10 protein-coding genes are annotated in these 21,197 nt (G+C 37.8%); 4 read left to right on the plus strand and 6 right to left on the minus strand.

Annotation, left to right across the window (positions count from 1 at the left end; genetic code table 11):
• Nucleotides 1-198 precede the first annotated feature (198 nt).
• Nucleotides 199-1,314 (plus strand): S-(hydroxymethyl)glutathione dehydrogenase/class III alcohol dehydrogenase, encoded by a 1,116-nt coding sequence (locus TYM08_RS16875; RefSeq protein ID WP_422380321.1) that lies wholly within the window; start codon nucleotides 199-201, stop codon nucleotides 1,312-1,314.
• A 9-nt stretch (nucleotides 1,315-1,323) separates the two neighbouring features.
• Complete coding sequence (gene fghA, locus TYM08_RS16880; RefSeq protein WP_422380322.1) at nucleotides 1,324-2,154, plus strand: S-formylglutathione hydrolase; 831 nt, start codon at nucleotides 1,324-1,326, stop codon at nucleotides 2,152-2,154.
• Nucleotides 2,155-2,609: 455 nt separating this feature from the next.
• Here fghA and TYM08_RS16885 read toward each other — a convergent pair whose 3' ends face one another.
• Nucleotides 2,610-3,593 (minus strand): transposase, encoded by a 984-nt coding sequence (locus tag TYM08_RS16885; protein WP_422380323.1) that lies wholly within the window; start codon nucleotides 3,591-3,593, stop codon nucleotides 2,610-2,612.
• Between the two features lie 233 nt (nucleotides 3,594-3,826).
• On the opposite strand from TYM08_RS16885, the gene hrpB reads away from it, so the two are divergent.
• Nucleotides 3,827-6,190: an ATP-dependent helicase HrpB gene (gene hrpB / locus TYM08_RS16890; RefSeq protein WP_422380324.1), complete on the plus strand. Its 2,364-nt coding sequence runs from the start codon at nucleotides 3,827-3,829 to the stop codon at nucleotides 6,188-6,190.
• Between the two features lie 44 nt (nucleotides 6,191-6,234).
• Here the strand turns inward: hrpB and TYM08_RS16895 are convergent, their stop codons facing one another.
• The 4 genes from TYM08_RS16895 to TYM08_RS16910 form a co-directional block, all read right to left on the minus strand.
• Nucleotides 6,235-7,560, minus strand: coding sequence for a DUF1552 domain-containing protein (locus TYM08_RS16895; RefSeq protein ID WP_422380325.1), 1,326 nt, complete (start codon nucleotides 7,558-7,560; stop codon nucleotides 6,235-6,237).
• 2 nt (nucleotides 7,561-7,562) lie between these two features.
• On the minus strand, nucleotides 7,563-10,901 hold the full coding sequence (locus tag TYM08_RS16900; RefSeq protein ID WP_422380326.1) for a DUF1588 domain-containing protein: 3,339 nt from the start codon (nucleotides 10,899-10,901) through the stop codon (nucleotides 7,563-7,565).
• Between the two features lie 706 nt (nucleotides 10,902-11,607).
• The gene (locus TYM08_RS16905; protein ID WP_422380327.1) at nucleotides 11,608-12,867 is read right to left on the minus strand and encodes a DUF1552 domain-containing protein; all 1,260 of its coding nucleotides are present in this window, start codon (nucleotides 12,865-12,867) and stop codon (nucleotides 11,608-11,610) included.
• A gap of 23 nt (nucleotides 12,868-12,890) precedes the next feature.
• On the minus strand, nucleotides 12,891-16,244 hold the full coding sequence (locus tag TYM08_RS16910; RefSeq protein ID WP_422380328.1) for a DUF1592 domain-containing protein: 3,354 nt from the start codon (nucleotides 16,242-16,244) through the stop codon (nucleotides 12,891-12,893).
• Between the two features lie 861 nt (nucleotides 16,245-17,105).
• Here TYM08_RS16910 and TYM08_RS16915 point away from each other — a divergent pair.
• Complete coding sequence (locus tag TYM08_RS16915) at nucleotides 17,106-18,329, plus strand: hypothetical protein (protein WP_422380329.1); 1,224 nt, start codon at nucleotides 17,106-17,108, stop codon at nucleotides 18,327-18,329.
• Between the two features lie 220 nt (nucleotides 18,330-18,549).
• On the opposite strand, the gene TYM08_RS16920 is transcribed toward TYM08_RS16915, so the two are convergent.
• Nucleotides 18,550-21,168 (minus strand): carbohydrate-binding protein, encoded by a 2,619-nt coding sequence (locus TYM08_RS16920; protein WP_422380330.1) that lies wholly within the window; start codon nucleotides 21,166-21,168, stop codon nucleotides 18,550-18,552.
• Between the last annotated feature and the right edge of the window lie 29 nt (nucleotides 21,169-21,197).

Below are 21,197 nucleotides of genomic sequence, written 5' to 3' on the forward strand. Positions count from 1 at the left end.
AATAATGAGAATTACTTACCCCAATTTAAATATCACGAAGGTAAATCAATTTACCTAATAGCTTTTGAAAACCAATTAATCAAAGTTTTTTCATTTATGTAACCACCACTTTTGCCAATCATACATTATTTTAGGATTACACCAACAACAATTACTGGTATAAATGCAATACATTCAAACTAAAATAGAGAACTCAATATGAAGTCACGCGCAGCGGTTGCTTGGGGTCCAGGCCAACCATTAACGATCGAAGAAATTGACGTACAAGATCCACAAGCAGGCGAAGTGTTAGTTCGCATTGTGGCAACGGGAGTTTGCCATACTGATGCATTCACATTATCAGGTGACGATCCTGAAGGCATATTTCCTGCAATTTTAGGACACGAAGGTGCTGGCATTGTTGAAAAAGTAGGCGCGGGCGTGACGTCGTTAAAAGCCGGCGATCATGTAATTCCTCTTTATACGGCTGAGTGTGGCGAGTGTAAATTTTGTTTGTCTGGTAAAACCAACTTATGCCAAGCGGTACGTGAAACACAGGGCAAAGGTTTGATGCCTGATGGTACAAGTCGTTATAGCTTAAATGGCGAGCCTATTTTTCATTACATGGGCACATCCACCTTTTCTGAATACAGTGTGATTCCTGAAATTTCATTGGCTAAAATTCACGTTGATGCACCTCTTGAAAAAGTATGTTTATTAGGTTGCGGCATCACAACCGGTATTGGCGCAGTATTAAATACAGCCAAAGTTGAAAAAGGCGATACTGTGGCTGTCTTTGGATTAGGCGGCATTGGTTTATCGGTGATTCAAGGTGCACGAATGGCAGGTGCGGGTAAAATTATTGCCATTGATATTAACGAATCTAAATTTGAAATGGCCAAAGAATTTGGCGCGACAGATTGTATTAATCCTAAAAAGTTTAGCGATCCTATTGAGCAAGTGATTGTGGATATGACCGACGGCGGCGTTGATTATTCGTTTGAATGCATTGGTAATGTTCAAGTGATGCGCCAAGCATTAGAGTGCTGTCACAAAGGCTGGGGCGAATCCATTATTATTGGAGTAGCCGGAGCCGGACAAGAAATCACCACTCGACCATTTCAATTAGTAACCGGACGAGTCTGGAAAGGTTCTGCTTTTGGTGGCGTAAAAGGTCGCAGTCAACTACCAGGATATGTTGAGCAATATATGAATGGCGAAATTGAAATTGATCCGTTTATTACTCATACAATGGGATTAGAAGACATCAACAAAGCATTTGATTTAATGCACGAAGGTAAGAGTATTCGCTCAGTCATTCTTTTCGACAAATAAGGTAAGCTAATGGAATTATTATCCAGCACAAAAACCTTCGGCGGTTGGTTAAAACGTTATCGACATGCAAGTACCAGTGTAAAAGGCGACATGGTTTTTTCAATCTTTTTACCACCGCAAGCAGAAACCAAAAAAGTACCCGTACTTTATTGGTTGTCGGGCTTAACTTGCACTGATGAAAACTTCACGCAAAAAGCAGGCGCATTTAAAAAAGCCGCGCAATTAGGTTTGGCGATTGTGTGTCCTGATACTAGCCCTAGGGGCACAGACTACCCAAATGAACACGACAGTTATGATTTTGGATCCGGTGCTGGATTTTATATTAATGCCACGGTTGAGCCTTATGCTCAAAGCTACAACATGTATGATTACGTTGTAGATGAATTACCCGCATTAATTAGCGAACACTTTCGAGTAAACGATAAAAAATCAATATCAGGACACTCAATGGGTGGGCATGGTGCATTAATTTGTGCACTTAAAAACCCAAACACCTACCAATCTGTTTCTGCATTTGCACCTATTACTAATCCTACAAACTGCGCATGGGGTAAAAAAGTGTTTACGGGATATTTAGGAGAGGATGAATCATCTTGGCAACAATGGGACGCAACCTGTTTGATTCAACATGCAACACAGCGTTTAGAGTTGTTTGTTGATCAAGGTGATGCGGATGATTTTTTAAGTAAACAGCTTAAACCTGAATCATTAGTAAAAGCCTGTTTTAAAAACGACCACCCAATAAATTTACGCATGCAATCGGGTTATGATCACAGCTATTATTTTATAGCGAGTTTTATCGACGAACATTTAGACTATCATTTTGATGCTTTAAAATAATTTCACGTCACAGCCCATTAAACCACTTGATTTAATGGGCTAAGAACACAAAGCCTAAAGCCTTAAAAAAAAACAAAAACAATATAAAATAAATATTTATAAAAATGACTCCCACTTTATTCAATAATATAAAAATTATAAAAATGACACCCACTTTATTCAATTACATAAATAAAACAAGGGCCTTTATTTGTTACTTCAAAAACATCACCATTATTAATTTTAAAATTACATTAGCTCCCTACCTAATAGTGACACCCACTTTATTAAATCATACACACAATAAAATACTTCACTTTATTTAGATTATTTAAAAAACATATAAGTAGCGCTCAATTCAAATAGTCCATTTAAATTTTACATTCAACATCGATAATACCACTCCAATACTTAACTTATAAAAAACACCTACCGACATTCAACACAAATCGAACATGAAAATTTAACATCATCCATTAACTTCCAAACAAGCTCATCGCAAACTTACTACCTTTTGATTTTTTAAGGTTTAACACTTTCATTGCAGAATAAATATTTTCAACACAACCAATCAATCGATGGAATTTACTTTCAAAATATTGTGCTGCATTTACAAACTCATAAGCATCAATACTCAATTCTTCTAATATTTTTGGCGAGTCCTTTTGTAAATACCCTTTTTTATCTTTTCGAATTTGTTTACCTGTCCACTCAACTAACTCAAAATACGAAGTAAGCTTAATTGGGATATCATTCTTCTTAGAATCTGAATAACCACCTGTCAATTTACTCAACCTTTTTTCTTGTTGATTAATATGATTAGGATTTTTTACTTTTTTAGCTTTGTTAATTCTTAATTTAATCGAAGTGAAATCAGAATTTTTTAATTCGTCATTCAAACCTGCACGAATTGGGTTCAAATCAATATACGCCATACAAGTTAACAATGCCTTTTCATCCAACAACGCCTGTGATTTAAAGCGTGACTCCCAAAACCTCCCTGTACACCCATCTTCTTTATTAGCAATTCGCGCTAACGGTTCATTGATATTGCGCATAAACCAACTAATATCGAAAAGCTTTTCTCGGCAGATTTCAGCAAAATCGTCTACAATATCCAACTCTATTTCTGACAAATTATCACCATTCAAATATCGTCGAGATAACTCAGTTCCTTTGTAAATTTTGCTCCATCGAGTTAGCACTTCAAGTTTACTCCACGATTTAGCTATAGATTGGTGTACATTCAGTGCAACATGGTAGTGATTTGACATCACAGAATAAGCACACACATCAATTGAAAAAATCGTTGTTAAAAATAGTATACGGTCTTCAATCCACTTTCGACGATCAATCCCCTTTTTAGAATTTAAGATAAACGCCTTGCGCACCGAGCGTGTACAGCAGCTGTACATACTGGTTACCGATAAATCAATTTGAGCAGATCTCTTAACAGCCATAAAAAACACCAATATTTTTAGAGTTATATTAAATTTAGGTAACCATTTCAAATTTGTCAGATAATTTTTCGTAAATTTTTGTTACTTAATAGTGGGTGTCTATTGAAAGCTCGGGGCTTTGAGTGGGTGTCACTATATAAAAAAGGGATGAGCGTTATTGAGTAGAAAGTGGACTCTTTTGCTTGAGACTATATACTGTAACCACTTTTAGTATTTATGTAATATTTCCTTTTATGATCACTCTTCCCATACACGCCTGCAAACAAGATTTTCAAACCGCTTTGTTTGAGCATTCTCAAGTTATTTTGCAAGCGCCTCCTGGTGCAGGTAAAACAACCACAGTTCCGTTATGGTTACTTGAAACGTTAACAGCGGGCAAAAAAATCTATTTGCTTCAGCCTCGACGATTAGCCTGTTTAAATAGTGCTAAACGCTTGAGTCAGTTAGTGGAAAGTGAAGTGGGAAAAAAAGTAGGTTATCGAATTCGTTTTGAAAACAAAACATCTAACGACACTCAAATAGAAGTTATGACGTTAGGTGTGTTTATTAATATCTTACAATCTAATCCAGAATTGTTAGATGCAGACTGTGTGATCTTTGATGAATTTCATGAACGCAGCATTGAAAACGACATTGCGTTTGCTATGACCCTTGCTTGCAAAGAATATTACAACGATGAATTAAAAATCGTCATTATGTCTGCAACGCTCAATACCGAACTATTACAAAAGCATCTTGATTGGCCGTTAATAAAAAGTGAAGGCAAGTTATTTGATATTCGTAAGGTTTATAATCCAGCGGTTAATTTTGCAGATCAGGTTGATTATATTTTACAACGCCAACAAAAAAGTGCGGGGCATATTTTAGTATTTTTGGCGGGTAAAAAAGAGATTAGACATTTCTCGAATGCAATTCCCTCTGCATTTATTTTACACGGCCAATTAAATTTAGAAGAACAACAAAAAGTATTTAATTTAACCCAACCTAAACAAATTATTTTATCAACTAATATTGCCGAGTCCAGTTTAACTATTGACGGTGTTCGTGAAGTCATTGATTTTGGCCAAGAACGTTTTTTACAGATTAACAATAAAGGCCAAAATACCTTACTCACCAGACAAATCAGTTTAGCCAGCAGTCAACAACGTTGCGGTCGTTCGGGCAGACAAGGCGAAGGTCATTACACCTCTATGTGGAGCAAAGACCAAGTGTTAGTGGCACAAAGCCCAAGCGCCATTACTGAGCAAGATTTTAGTTTGTATTATTTACGACTTAAATTATGGGGTTTAGATTTAGACGATTTAGTCTTATTAGAAAAGCCCAAACTGTCTGAAATCAATCGATGCAAATCATTATTAACTCAATTAAAACTGATAGATGACAACCAACAATTTGATCAGGCACTTGCAAAACGCTTAGTGAAATATGGCTGTTCACTGCCTGTTGCCATGTTATTAGATTTAGCAGGCAATAACCCTAATAATGCAACGTTATTACGCTTAGCCAGTTTTATTGAAGAACAACAAAGTACACAAAACAATCTGGATAACGATTTAAGAAAATTTACCTCTTACGTGAATCAATTAAATAACCATCACCCCATTAAAAAACAGCAACAACGCTGGAAGCAACAATTAAACTCATATAAACGTGAGGACATTCATTTAGACCAAGCATTAATACACGCCATGCCAAGTCAAATTGCATTCAGACAAAAACATCAATTTGTTAATGTTCAAGGTCAGAGTTTTGATAGCGCTAATATAAATGAGTCCATTCAATGGATTTTAATTTTGGATAGCATTTCGTTTGGTAACGGCCATGACGGTAAAAACAAAATCAGTAGCTGGGTGTCGTTATCATTTACAGATATCGAACCGTTATTGGTTGAAAAATTAATTACAAGTAAAGATGGCCTAAAAGGATTTACTCAAAAAACATTGGGTAAAATTATCGTAAGCCAGCAACCCGCCAAATTAAATAAAGAGCAATTAACCCAGGCATTATTAGAAAACTTCAAACAAAACGGTATTGATATTTTATTATCAACTGATGATCAACAATCGTTTTTTAATCGATTACAGTGGGCGGTAAATAATCATAATGCCTTTACTCAATTTAATAAAAACGAACTTGAGCAAAATTTAAGTTGGTTATTGCCCTATTTAGAAAACAAAAAATCCATTAGCCAAATCAACTTAAAAGAAGCATTAACCAGTTTAATTGGGTTTTCGTTGATGCAAACATTTGATCAGTTATTTCCTTTAAAATGGCGCATTCCATCTGGTGACAATGTGTCATTAATTTATAAAAAAGATCACATTATTTTAGGCGCTAAAGTTCAGGGTTTATTTGGCTTAAAACAAACGCCATCTATTTGTAATAATAAAATCCCGTTGTTGATTCAATTATTATCCCCTGCTGGCAAGCCTGTTCAAACCACACAAGATTTAGTTAGTTTTTGGCAGGCGGGTTATTTTGAAGTTAAAAAAGAAATGAAAGGCCGTTATCCAAAACACCCATGGCCTGATGACCCAGCGAATGCCGTTGCAACCTTAATGACTAAAAAGCGTTTTGAAGCTAACCAAAAAAAATAGAAAAAAAGCCACATAACTATGTGGCTTTTTTATTTAATGAAACATTAGATTGTCAATTCGCCTTCGTTATAATCACCAAAGCCCGTTAAATTTGCACCGTATGCATTGGCAATAGTGGTTAATAATTTAGCATGAGTTTGTTGCGAGCCTTGTTGTATAAATCGACCAGTATTGAACCTACCTTGTAACGACCCTGCACTTACAAACGGGATATCTTCACGAGTATGGCTGTTGCCTTTGCCTAACTCATTACCCCAAATCACATAAGTGTTATCTAATAAACTGCCTTGACCTGAAGGATCTGGTGTGTCTTTTAATTTTTGCACTAAATACGCAAACTGCTGTGCATACCAAATATTAATTAATGTGATGGCTTCTTTAGAAGTAAACAATGAATCATCATCGTGAGACAAATCATGATGTGGTGTTAAAATATTTAAAAAAGTAAATCGAGCTTGGCTGACTGCACGTGTCCATTGTAATGATGCAACACTGGTTTGGTCACAGGCAAATGCTGAGACAATCATATCCATAAACAACTTACCGATTTGTGGAATATTTTCGTCTTTGTTGATGTCTACCCTTGCGCCTAATGTGGGCACGTAACACCCCCCAGATAAATCAGGAATTTCTAAGGACTGTTCAATTTGTCGAACAAACTCAGTGTGGTTTTCAAGTTTTACACGATCCTCAGCTGATAAATATTTACGCACTGACGATAAATCTGTTTGCACGCCATCTAATACGCTTTTTAAACGTACGGCACGTTGTTCTTGCGCACCAATGTCATCTGGATTTGCACTGCCATACAAGCGGTTAAATGCAACATAAGGATCCATCTCTGGTTCGATCGGTACGTTTCTATCTAAATAACTCATGCGTGACCAAATTTGAGCACTACCACAAGCCACACCATATTCTAAAGATTTAAAACGACTCTCAGCACCAATTTGATTTGCAATTACTTGGTCAAGAGAAATGCCTCCTGCCCAATCCACTGGAATATCACCGACATTACCGCCTGCCGTTGAACCTTCGGTTAAATGTTTGGCTGTCCACAATCCACCCATACCAATTTGATGCGCATCACCTGGCTGCCCCATTTTACTTTCTAGGCCTTTGTAAACAATCACATCGTCTTTTAGGCTTTCAAGTGGTGCTAATATTCGATTGAAACTAAAATTATTTTCACTGCCTGTTGGGAAAAATTCTTCAGGCATGGTGCCATTTGGCGAAAATATATTTATGAATCGTTTTTTAGGTGTCGCGGTTGCACCAAAACTTGGCAAGTGATGCAAAAACGGTAAAGCAGCTGCAGTTTTAACAGTATTACGTAATACACGACGACGACTATTTGAGAAATTTTTCATAGTTATTCTCCCCCTACTGAATTGGTTTTTTTATAAAGGAAGACAGGTGTTTGTGTCGCTTCAATTAACATTTGTTTGATATTACCGTTGTTGTTATCTAATTGATCAACTAACCAATTGATTGAACTACGCTCATTAGCACTAGGCACTCGACCTATTGCATAGGTTAGGTACTGAGAAACAAAACAATTTTTGACGCTATTTAATGAGGCTAAATATTCATTTAATTCTGCTAAACCATTATAAGTGCCATCAATCACACCGGTAGTACGCGAGTATATTTGTGCACTGGAATCAACCAACACATCTAAGTCATCGGTTAAACGTGAACGACCTAATGTATCAAAGTTTTCAAACGTTGCTCCAACTGGGTTGATAAATTTATGACACTCTTTACAGCCATCAACATCTGTTAATTCATCTAATACCGCGCGTGAGCTTTTACCGGTTGTATCAATGCTGTCTAATGTTGGCACATCTTCAGGCGGCGCAGGGAAATTTGCACACATGAATTGTTGTGACACAAACACACCACGATGCACAATTGAGGTTGTACTAGCATGACCTAATAACGACAACATTGCTGGCTGTCCTAAAAGTCCTGTTCGTTGATCGCCATTTTCAGCCGCGGTTTCTTGCATACTCATATCACTTGAGTTGGATGCAATATTGGTAATAGAAGCAAGTTCGTTATTGGTTGCCACTAATGGTGCGGTCAATAACCCTTCTAATGTTGAAGGGGTTTGATCATCAAATACAATTGAGTTCATGTAATGATCCATGGCTTCCAACATAACCGGTGACAACATATCAAAATCGATGCCATCAACTGCTTTTTGTGTGGTTTCTAATTTTTCTAGTGTTAACCATTGACGATAAAATAATTGAAATCCGCGTTTTGCTTTTTCGTCTTCAATCATTCGGGTGGCTTGTGCTTTTATTTGATCAGGCGTTGATAACTCGCCACGTAATGCAGCGGATATTAATGTTTGATCTGGCATACCTGCCCATAATGTATTTGATAAACGATACGCCATTGCTAAACCCGTGACAGGCACTAATGTACCCTCTGGCATATTCGCGCCGTCACTTTCAAACTGATATAAAAAGTCAGGAGACAATACTAAAGTTTCTATCAAACCATGGATCGCGGCTTCTTGACCTAACTGATCGTTTATCACCCAGTACACATTATTTAAGTTTGTGATTTGAGCTTGAGATGGCGTTGCACGTAAATACTCAATCGCAATTTTTGTAATGAATTCATTAATACAAGCTGAGTCATCTAACTCACAAGTTAACGATGCAATTAAATCAGGTGCAATACTTTGCGCATAAAGCTCAGCTGCATTAACGTATTTTTCGATGCTTAATGCAGATGTATTTAAACCCACTTCATAGCCGATACTTGTGTCGTCTTGAGATAAATTAAAGTTTAAATCCGTTTGATTAGACACATCACTTAATTGATTTTCAAACACAAAACGATTTATTTTCGATAATTTTTTCTCATCCACTTTTGGATTAATACTGACTTGAGAAGAGTCAACTTGAACAGGCGCATCAACATCAACGACTGCTGTGCCACCAAATTTAGTTTCAGTATAATCAGTCACTAGTTGCTGATTAATTGTAAAACCACTGATCTCAACATCTAATGGTGAGTCACCATAGTTTGAAGACAACGCAACACCCACAAATAATGAATTAGGCACAGAGCGTGTTTGCTGTGTCACTTCTACCCAGTCTTGCCCTGCTTCTTTTGCTGAAATAGTAAATGCTGTACCAGAACGTTCAAATCGAATCCGTACAGGTAAACTTGCACCCCCTCCTGCTAACCAATTTGTTTCAGCTGCTGCTGACAATCGTGTGGATACTTCCATACCGTCGTTACCGTTGAAGTAACCAAATAAATGCGCGGAATCATCGGTTAAGGTTTCGCGTGCCATTAATCCAATTTTACTCCACTGGCTTGCGTCACTTCTTGAATGAAGGGTAAATTCAGCAACAAAGTTACCTGACACATTTTTATTTAAAAAGAATACGCCATCAGTCTCGCCCCATACTGCGCCATTATCGACTGTAATTTGAGTTGCGGATGCTTGACCATAAACCGGTACAGACGCTACTGAATTAGTAAGTGCATATAAACGATACATACCAATACTGTTTTGAGTGTCTACAAATGAAGTTGTATTTCCAGACTCATATAATTGAACATCCCATTGCTGAGTCGTTTCATTTAAACGCTCTAACAACCAAAAATCAGGTACATCTGAACGTTGTGACCAGCTAATCGTTAATTGATTATTTGCAAAAGCAAAACTCAACTCACCATTTGCATTTAAGTTTTTATAAGGAATATCAACCACACCTTCGTATCCAGAAAATTCTAAACGCATGTATTCGTTTATTTTAGTGGCACAGGTAACGTCACATGATGCACTTTTACCAAACGGCATGGTGTTTGTAATTTTAGTAATAGTGGCTTGTTCATCTGCACAAACCGAACAGGTTGCAGGGATTAATTGTACCTGTTCAAAGCCTGTTGTTTGTTCGCCATCGCCATGACAGTTTTGACACAATCCTTCGTATAATTGCTGGCCAGTTAAATTGTCACCATATCCGTCAAACTCTGCCAATACATATTTTGCGACTTTGTTTGAGCATGTATTATCACAATCTGCTGCACTTCCTTTTGGCATAGTGGTTTCAATTGTATTGGTTAACGTATATTCATCAGTGCATGTGTCACATTGAAATTTAGTTAACGCACCACCAAAATCTGCATTTAAACCTTTACTGTCACCATGGCATCCTTGGCAATCTTCTATGTAAATTTCTTCACCCGTTCTGTTATCGACAACTGAATTTTCAGGACAACCATTTGCGGTATTTGCAAAAATTGTAGGACATGCATCAGATTGATTTGGCACACCATCATTATCATCATCAGTTAATGGCTGTCCTTCACCTTCACCTTCACCCTCAACAACAACCGTGAAGTATTCAGACACACTTTTATTATTCGAGTTTGTCACTGTCAATTTATATTGGTAAGTTCCAGGTTCAACAAGTAAATCAAGCATAACTGGAGTTGTTGAAACAACTTTATTATCAAACTCCCATTTATATTGAAACCCACTACCGCTTTGATTGGCATTAAGGTTTAAAGAATAAGGAGAATCTACAGTTTGCTGAGGCATTCCACTGACTTGAATAGCCGGACTTTGAACAATTGTATCTTCTTCAACAGGCTGGCATGCTGTACTAAATAAAACAGCAACCAACAACATTAAATTTGTAAAACGTAGTTTAGAAAAAAACAATGCGCTATTCATTAAGAACCTCTTTGAATGGATGAACTATTTTTAGTCTATCTTTTAAAAAATAGTAAAAATAGAGAATGGCAATTTTAATTATTTTACACACTTTTAAGTTGATAAAAGGTTAACTGTTACCTATAAAAACAGGGATTTTGAATTTTAAGGAAACAGTCACACTAAACATGGAACAGGTCTATCATTTACAGGTAATTACAACAATTCACTAATTTTTAATTAACATAAAAGGTACACAAGTTCTCAACTCGTCATTAACTGAGATATGTTTTAAATTGTTGTTGCTGTTTAAATTTAAAGCGTTTACTTAGTGGATTTTGACCAAACAGACGCCACAAAACCTAAAATTGATATAAATTATTGAATTAACTAAAAGCTATTTAAAATCAGATAGTTACATTACCTGCAACACAAATTTAAAACATAGCTTTTCCTATCAGTTAAAATGCGAGTTTGATTACCTGATATTTTTAATTTTGTTACTTTTAACTTCAGACTTATAGCCAAAATCATAGTGAAGCAAATTACAGAATTTTAGAATAATTGAATTTAGAAAGAGTATTAATAAAATTTAGATGGATTGTAAAACCTGCTTGAAATCGGATTTTACTATTTTTTGAAGAAATAATTGAAGCGAGTAAACATTTAAATAATGCTTTAAAATTAAGTTTAAGCAGCCCAAAGCAGGCTGCTTAATCACTTTAAATTATTTTTTTAAAATTCCTGCGAATTCGCCATTACTATATTTAGGTACAGAACCCTCAACACCAAGCGCAACAGAGACCGTATCTAACAAGTCGAATCCATGAGGAATCGACATTGAACGACCAACAGAAACTTTACTACCACTTGCTATAGTAAACGGAGCATTTGCTTGGTTATGCGCATCACCATGACCCATACAGGTTACTTGGAGCAACAACGTTGTTTCTAATAAGCTTTCTTGGTTTTCATCCAATGTGTCACGTAACAACTCAATCATATAAGCTAAACGTTCTGTAAAATACGCACGATACTGTGAATACTCTTCAGGCTTACCTGCAAAATTATGCACACCTGTATGATATGTTCCAATTTCAGAATGTTCAGACACTGTAAATTCTGCCTGATGATTCCCCAAGTGCAAGGTAGCTATATTGGTTAAGCCACATTTAAATGCAGCAACAATATTTTCACATTGCATATTCGAAATCTTTGTAAATTCTCCAATTTCGTTACCGTTCCAGCTATAGGTTTCTTGGGTTGGATCATCACAACCTGGCAATGGATCTTTTGATTCTTCAAAGTTTTTAATTACTTTTTCAATTTGAGCTTGATGTTCTTCTAAGCGTTGTAATTCAAACGTACCTAATTTAGCTTTAATCGCTTCTAATTCAGCTTTATTATGATCCAAAGCAGATTTAAATCGTTTTTCTTCAGGCCCACCTGTAGCAACCCCACCTGCAAACAATCGCTCAAATACAGTAACTGGGTTGTCGTTATAAATAATACGTTCTCCGCTTCGCATACCAATTGCCACATCTGCGTTAGATTCAACACCAATATGCAATGATGGAAATGGCGTATTGCCGCCCAATACTTTTTCTAAATGGATATCAAATGTATCTCTACCAATACCAGAATGCGCACCACCTAATGTGCCCATACCGCCATCTGAGTGTCCATTACCACCTGTAGTACAGTCTTCCACCAAAATTATATTGTCTTTTACACTTGCAAGTGGCAAAGATGTTGGACCTAACGAGCCGTTATTCCAAACGTATTCACCAGGAGGCGAACCGTCTGGAATATAAAAGAACACAATGCGTTTTATGCCATTTGGCCCCGCCGCCATACCAGCTCGACTTGCCATTAAACTTAAGCCTAATGTACTTGCTTTTAATGCAGATACTGCAATACCAGAGCTCGCAACTGTTTTTAGAAAATTACGGCGTTGAACTTCTTGTGGAGTTTTTAATTTTTTCATTTTTATATACCTCTATAGCCGTATTAACGATTTCTTTGTTTTCTAAAACGCACGATATCTGAAATACCAAATTCAATAATAGCGGCTTTAGGGTTATCGCTATTTTGATTCATTTTTGAAATCATTGAATCGGTGGTACAAACATAATCTTCACGCTCACTTTCAGTCATAACCACAGCTTCAGTATTAGCATGATCAAATTCATCAGGACCAGTTCCCATCATAAAACGGAAGCTCATTTCAATCATGCATGCTTTAGTCACATCTTCAGTTGCAAGAAGCTCACCCAAGCCTTCTGCACCTTGGAATACTCTGAATTGAGTTGAGTCATACATATCATCAATTCCATAAAATACTGAATTATGATTAGCTTTTTCTGGTTGGAATCCTGTGAAATTAACAGATAAACCCACAGAACCATCATCATTTATATAATTCGTTCTTGGCAAACCTACAGCATCAAAATCCTCAAGCCCAACGCCCAGTGGATTAATAATATACTCGTGACACGTTTTACACTGTGCTACATCTGTATTAATAAAATCCAAATGCGACTGACGAATCACACCATTATTTTGTGCTTTGACACGATCCACTTCAGCAGCTTGTTCATTACGTATTTCACCTAAATCAATATTAGAAGGGAAAGGCGGTAAATGCTGACATAAGAAGCGCTCTCTTAAACGTACGCCGCGCAGAATTAATTTAGATTCAGTTGGCGACGTCCATGCACTTAAAAAAGCACCCGATGTCACTAATCCACCACGACCTGGCGCGGTTGTTTTAACAAAACCATCACCTGAAACACCGCCAAGTCCATAAAAATCAGCAAGTGTACTGTCTACAAATGTATAGGTTGAATCGTATAAATAAGAGAAAGGCGCTGTATCGTTAAATAAAACATCGTTAAAGATTTCACGAACTTCTTGAGCCATTGATTCACGAACCGCATCAGTATAATCAGGATATTTAGTCGCATCCTTTTCAGAAACTAACACTGCATCGGTTGTTAACCATTGCGCGGCAAAATTACCAAAGTGCGTTTTTGCTTTGTCAGTTGCTAATAAACGCTCTATTTGAGCTTGAACTGCCGCATCGGTAAATAACCCTTCATCTGCTGCACTCATTAAAGTGGAATCAGGTGTTGTGCCTGTATAAGTGTATGCAATGAATGTTGCCATTTCGTAAGGAGTTAATGCGTAGGCGTCATCATCCATTTCAGGGATTTCAAATTGAATTTGTTCAAATTGCGCCACTTGTACCGAATCAATAGTTAACAATCGAGAATTGCTTTGTGGATGGTTCGATGTTGAGTTTTGAATAGAAATTGTCTGATTTCCAGTTACGGTAACTGGAATCAAAACAGTAGTGGCTGCTGGTGGTATATTTTGCTCAAATAAAGTCGCACCATTTTGAATACCAACTTTTAATGTAGGCCATGCATCACTTTCTTGAGTGTCATTGTACCCAATTGAGTTTGAACCTACTGAAGTTATTTGAATTTGTTCTCCGCCTTGGAAGTCATAACTAAATTGTGTACTTCCATAAACATCAAGCTCACCACCTGCTATAGATAAATTAATATCTTGAGGATTACCAATTGGACGATAAACAGGTGGCGCATTTTCATTAAAATCAATAAATTCTGCTCGAGTCATGCCCAACTCAGAACGATATAAAAAATAAGGAGACATCAACATAGTACGAACTGCCAAACGCATACTCTCTAGAGCATCACCAGAAGTACCTGCATCGGTTGAATCAAACAACCCTAAATAAGCGGCTTGCTCAGTAGCATCTAAAGGACGTCTGTAAGCATTTTTTGCAACATTAGTAACAAAAGCATTTGAACAATCGCCACTAGCAACACAAGCCCCTGCGCCTTTTACATTTACAAAATTGGTTAAAGCGGCATTATCTGCAATGATTGTTGCTAACGCTTCATAAGATTTAAAACGGTTAAAATCAACAGCAGTTTTTACCTGATTATCAAACTCATGAATTTGAGCATTCGCAGACAACTTTGACTTATCCACATCATAACCAAATAAATCTTTCACGGTATTTGCATACTCATCGATAGTTAATAAACGCATTTGACGTGGGCCATATTTCGTTGCATCTATTTTTTCAACTGGACAGCTATAATTTGTAATATGGCGCTCCCAACTTAACATATAAGCTTGAATATCCGCAGCGCATTGCTCGACACACTCTCCAGATTTGTTTTGCGGCATAGTGGCTTCAATTTTATAAAATAAATCATCAATTCCATCGATATAACGATTAATAGCAATTGGTTCATATAACCCAGAAATACCCACACCGAATTCTTTGTGACAACTATCACATTGCTCGTTATACAACGCTTCACCCGTAACTGGGTTACCTACTAACACCTGTTTTGTAGAAATAATTACTACCGCCACATCGTCTTTTTTGCCATCTGACACTGTTAATGTCACGGTATATCGTTTATCTGCAGCAAAGGTATGTGAAGGTTTCATCAAATTGCTGATTACACTGTCGTCGCCAAAGTTCCAGCTATAAATCAAATCAGCCCCTTCCGGGTCACTTGAATCAGAGGCATCAAATAAATAAGTGTGGTCACTTACTAATTCAGATTTAATGACAGCATCGGGTTTTAAGTTCGATTGATCCGCTTGGTCTTCAACATACTGAACCATTGCTGCAACTAAGTCCGTCCACAATTCTACGTTCGCCGTTTCTGTTTCGGGCACTAAACTAAATTTAGTAATATGGTTAGTTCTTGCAGGGTCTATTGGATTAAGATAATTCGCATTACCACCTGCTTCTACCCAGCTAATTAAGCCAGACTCAATAGAAGCTTGAGTCAGTTCCGCAGAGGCTGATAACTTGAAATTTAGATTAGTATTAGCTGAACCAATGTAATGGCAATTAGAACAAGGGGCTTTAAAGCCGTCTTTATCTGAAATAAAAGCATCCATCGCTTGTACTAATAACGAAGTATACGGCTTAACCGCACCAGTATTATCAGATGCTGTTGTGACATTGACTTTGATATTAACTGTAACCGGCTGAGCTTTACCATTTTTATCAGAAATGACCAATTTAACATTCTGCTCACCATTTAGCGTAAATTGATGCGACATCAAAGCAATGCTTGAAGTACTTGTCGTGCCATCTGCAAACGTCCAAGTATACAAATAGTCAATATCCGACTGTTCAGTAATGTTAGTGAGTAAATTAAACTCAACCATACCATCAGCTTTCACTACTGGGGCATTTGTGGTGGTTGAAACATGTATTTTACTAGTTGAGTCATTCGTTTCAGGACCACAACTAATAAACCCAAGGACCAAAACAAGGCCAACTAATATACTTTTAAAGTGCATAACACGCTCTCTTAAGGGTTTGAAATTTTAATTGAGTCGATTATATCTTTTTTACATTTCAGTTAATCGACTATTTGGTAGTAACTTGTAATGTTTTTGTGTAGCAGAGGTAAAAAACAAATTAATGTGACGGATCTCACATTTACATTCCATTTATTGACATCTTTATAGCTGTCTATGTTTTATTAAATGGGAATTCACCCTTAACCGACGATAGAAAAAACAATGACAAATAGAATGACACTATTGAGAAAAGATTGAGGTTTAGAGCAAAAATAGAGGTAAATATGAAATGAAATCAAACGAGAAATTAACAATGGATTAAAATAACCAGAGTGCTAAATAGCACCCTGGCCTTGCTTTATTATTCTGAAAGTCGAATGTTATCTATTGCAACATCACCCTGCAATCCGCCTGCTGAAATATAACGGAATCTTACTTTTAAATGATTTGCTACATTGCTAGAAGAAAGAGAAACGGTTCTGCTTTTCCCTTCATTAGCAGAACCATCAGCCTTGATGTTGGCAAATAAATTAGTCTCAAAAAAACTATTTGGGGAATTTATAGAAGGTTTTGATGTTTTTTCAGGGCTGACTAGTTAGTTTTTTTTGGAATGAATCCCAAACTTACAATCATCTGCAGCGTTCTTTTTTGGAATGAATTTCAAACTAACAACGATTTAAAGTATGTGTTTTTCGATTATAAGAATTTAATTGACTCACAAACGCGTTTTTTGAGACGGCGTTCAGGATAAAAATATCCAACGCTGTCTTTAATAATTTTCCATGTGTATATTCAAAATTCAAATGAAAATTATTTTTTTGAATGCTTATCATGATTCTACCAAAGGATACCCAAGTTATGAAATTATCACGAAATCAAATACGCTCAATCCGACGCTTATCTATGCTCATAGCTGGTGCTTATGCACTTGCGCCATCCAATTCACTTGCATTAGATGCAGATGAAATAGTTGGCGGGGCGGGGTTAAATTTGGGCATTACGTTTAATAAGAACTTCAGCCCTAGATTGACCATAGGTATTGAAGCGTATCTGGTTCAGCACATTGAACAAGCAAATTACGAATTAATTAACACCACTGATATGAATTTAGCAGTGGGCTCAATGGTGCAACTAAATTATGTTGCCAAAGACGGATTACAGACAACTATTGGATTAACAGCAGGACAGGCAAATTATTACGACCAAAATGTGTTTATGGGTGAGCTTGGCACCACTTATCGGTTTAAACAAAACGACTGGGGATTACGCGTCGGTGCGTTATTTGAACCCATGGCTTTTAATACGGCTATTCGTCATGATTTTTTTATTGAGCAAACTACGTTAAATGCAGGCATTCGAATACCGGGGACATTTGCTGGTTTGTACTCTGCTATAGTGATGGAAGGTCGCCCGCTTCGTACAGACAATAATAATCAACAACGTGAAACTCGACATGTGGTAAATAGTTTGGCAACAAAATGGGCTGACATGGCACAAGATGAATTTGAAGCTGTCTTTGCATTTGGCAATTTAGCCTTTGAATTAATGATGGCTGGTGCACCTCAATCGTTAATTGACCAAGCATTAGATTCTGGCGAACAAGAAGTCGCACACGCAAAGTATTGTGCAGACCAAGCCGCTCAATTTGATGAAAGTTTTGCACTAACAGCGCCTTGTGACTTATTTAGAAATACGTCAACAGGTGTAGACAGTTTAAGTCGATTAGCCATGGAAGGCTTAATTGATGGTTGGTATGGCGAAGGGTTAGCAGCACAGAAAATGCAAGCTGGTGCAAAACAGACAACCAATCAACTTCTAAAACAAAACTTAGAAAAGATATCATCAGAAGAAACTGGACATGCAAATCTTGGCAGCAACATTGCAAAATGGGCAATCAGTAAAGACAACACAGGCATCGTACGCGAACACGTCGCCGCATTACATCAAACTGATTTGGGCAGTTTAACTGAAGAGTTTTCTGATCCAAAATCCGGGTTTATAAAATTTAGACAGTTACAAAATCTATCTGATCAAACCCGTGATGGTTTAAATGGCGAGATTGATCGAATATTGGTTATGTAAAGGGGAAGTTTTTTGGAATGAATCCCAAACTTACAACGATCTATAGTGTGCTTTTTTTGGAATGAATCCCAAACTTACAATCATCTTTAGTGTGCAAGATTACAACTATAGCTAAGAAGTACGATGTATTGGTATAAGCCCAAATTCTTTAGGTTAAAAAAAAAGCCCCTACGCTTTCACGTAAGGGCTTTTTTTTAATCACTATAAGATAAAAGCAACCTTAGAACTGGCTAAAGAATTTCCAAGACTCCGAAGGTACCCAAGAGTTTAAACCGTCACTTCCGCCGCCGCCATCGTGTGGCGCTGGATCATGGCCGCCATTATAAGTACAGACTTTGACTGGATAATTATCATCACAGCCTTGGTAGTCATAACAAACATGTCGAGACGGGCTGGATTGATTCCAAGTTGGAATCGTCGCCGCCGTACAATTATTATCCTGCGCACGTTGCTCACCAATAAATTTCGCACCATGCTGGCCGTTACCTCGATCCCAAGGTGTCAGTGTATCGCCCATTCCGGTAGCGCTCATCCATGCAATAGGGTCGGTTGGCAGCGGATTGGGTAGCCAAATATTAAAGTTAGCAGGGCTGATTCCTACCGCGGCGCGAATTTGCTGTTGGTGATTGGTTGATAGCGAGTAAGTGATCATGCCGCCAAAGCTAAAACCAGTAGCAAACACTCGAGACTCATCCACACACAGGTTACTGGTGACTTTCGCGATAATGTCATTGAAAAGGAATCGGTTATCGGTTTCTTGCCATGTTGAACCAACTGATGAAGGTGCAACAAAAATAGCCGGCTCGCCCGCTGCAAGTGATTCACGGCGCAGACCATAATAGCTCCAGTTAGTTGCGCTTTGATTCGCCATACCGTGGTCGCCGGTGGCTATAGCATTATCGTTACTACCAATCCAATGGGAGGTATAAAACAAGCGGTACGGTTTGTTGAAGTCATAATCAGCTGGAATATCAACAATAAACTCGCGATCTTGGTTATTGCTTCTAATGTACAGCTGTCTTGAAGTGGGTAGACCCCCGCTTACTGCTTGACCGCCTTGAAGCAATGTCGATCTGCCATCCATACCACAACCCATACTTTTAACTGGAGGGTTACCCTTTGGATAGTTACCCGGCACACCCGTAGCAACTTCATCAATCGGCCCGTCAAACTGGCCAATGTGTATCCAATCAAGGTCGGCATAATCGGTATCGCCTACTTCAACACGAATTTTTTGCACGCCTGGCATTAAATGAACTTTACCTGCCGATAAGGTCTTGTATTCGCCCCAATTTGCCACATTTGGAATATCAAATGATTCGATCAATGTTGAACCACATTGTGAAAGTTTTAATGTTCTGCCTGCGCCAACTGCTCCTGAACGAATCGTTACGTCAAAGTCGCCTTCAGCTTCAACTGAAATGGTATATTCAAGCCATTCATCTTGCATCAGCCAGCCAACAGCAAAGCCACCATCAATCGTTTTAATATCAACAGCGTCGTTGATGCGATATTCACCGCCTTCGTTTGCCACAGTCACATCGTTGAAACCGTCGATGTCATAATCTTCCGCTTCGATTCGAGATGGAATCGTCGGTGCAAACTGATTAAAGGCAACACTTTCATCACTTGGGCAAGTTTCGTGCACATAAAAGTCACAAGGTTCGCCTACTATGTTGCCATCAACAATTTCAAATGAATCGATATTAGCTAAACCTTGGTCAGTCAAAGACGTCAGTTTTATTTCATTTATACCTGCTTCTAAAGAAACAGTTTGGCTAACAGTCGTCCATTGTGCCCAGTCGGCTGTTTGTGCAAATGAAACCTCGTTAAGATCGGTGCCATTTATTGAAAGCGTACCTGCACGAGTCGTTGCTGCGCCATTAGCGTAGCGCCATTTAATTTCATATTGCCCTGCTTGTTGAACGTTAACACTCCAACGGATTTTTGCGCCCACAGCATTGTTAACATCGGCAAAGCCTTCACCTGTGTAGCCCATGTGTACGGTATCCACTACCCCGTCAAACAGACAAAAGCCCACTTCGTTTTCTTCAATTAAGAATGACATTGGAGCAGGCTCGCCGAAATCAATCATTAGCGTTTGTGAGTCCATACCACCTTTGTTATCACTGACACTGGCAATAACTGTTTGGTTGCCCATGTAATCATAGGAGTCAATATTCAAACTATTTGACGTATTGATACTTTGACCGGCAATTATCCAGTTATAGCTCAACATATCATTATCTGAATCGGTCGCATTGATTTCATAAATAGAATCATTCTGAGTAATCACATTAATAACAGGTGACTGATTCTCTTGAGCAACCTGACCAAAATCAATAGGAACGGATTGAATCGCAGTGCCGCCTTTACCGTCTGTCACTGTCACCTGGACAACTTGATTGCCACTAGCATCTACATCATCGATTACTAATTCACTTGAATTACCAATCGTGGCGCCATTTAATGTCCAAACATAACTTAATGTATCGCCGTCTAAATCCAAGGCTTGAACCTGATAACTATTATTGATTTGATCAACCGAGCTAATCTGAGGGGCTCGATTGACTTGAGTCTGATTTTGAGTATCAGTTTGAGTGTCAGTTTGAGAATTAGTCTGGGTTTGGGTTTGGGTTTGGGTTTGGGTTTGGGTTTGGGTTTGGGTTTGGGTTTGGGTTTGGGTCTGGGTTTGGGTCTGTGTTTGGGTCTGACTGACCACCTCAGTTTGAGTGTCAGTTTGGTTATTTGAGTCAACGGTATTTTTTGTATCGTCACAGCTTATAAGCATCAAACTCGCCAGTATTCCTACCCCGGTTGTCATTTTATAAAATCTCATAATTAAGCCTTTGCATTAGATATATTGAT

It is taken from the genome of Marinicellulosiphila megalodicopiae (assembly GCF_045862395.1).
Classification (GTDB): domain Bacteria; phylum Pseudomonadota; class Gammaproteobacteria; order Pseudomonadales; family Natronospirillaceae; genus Marinicellulosiphila; species Marinicellulosiphila megalodicopiae.